The organism is Streptomyces sp. 13-12-16 (assembly GCF_002114215.1).
Classification (GTDB): domain Bacteria; phylum Actinomycetota; class Actinomycetes; order Streptomycetales; family Streptomycetaceae; genus Streptomyces.
Map to the genome: position 1 here is coordinate 1 of NZ_NCTE01001081.1, position 455 is coordinate 455.

At 77.4% G+C, this 455-nt stretch carries 1 protein-coding gene; it reads right to left on the bottom strand.

Features of this window, described 5'->3' with window-relative positions:
• The coding region (locus tag B7767_RS35580; RefSeq protein WP_143652810.1) for an MFS transporter at nucleotides 1-455 on the bottom strand (455 nt) is incomplete at both ends.

Here is a 455-nt window from a genome sequence, read left to right on the forward strand (position 1 = left end):
GGGGGGGGGCGAAGCCGATGACGGTGGCCACCGCCGCCAGTACCGCCACGCTGGTCAGCGCGGCCGGGAGGCTGAACCAGTCCGCCATGAAGCCGATCGCGGGCGGGCCGAGGAGCATGCCGCCGTAGCCCAGGGTGGAGGCGGTGGCGACCCCGCCGGCGCCCGCGAGCGCGCCCGCCCGCTCGACGGCCACGGGGAACAGGTTCGCGAGCCCGAGGCCGGTGACCGCGTAACCGAGCAGGGCCGCCCACAGGGACGGCGCGAGGGCGCCGAGCAGCATGCCGGCCGCCGCGGTGGAGCCGCCGGCGAGGACGGTGCGGGTCCGGCCCAGCCGTTCCAGCAGCGTCGTTCCGGAGAGCCGCCCGACCGTCATGGCCAGCGCGAAACAGGAGTACCCGACGGCCGCGGCACCCGGTGAGGCGCCGAGGTCCTCCTCCAGGTGGAGCGCGCCCCAG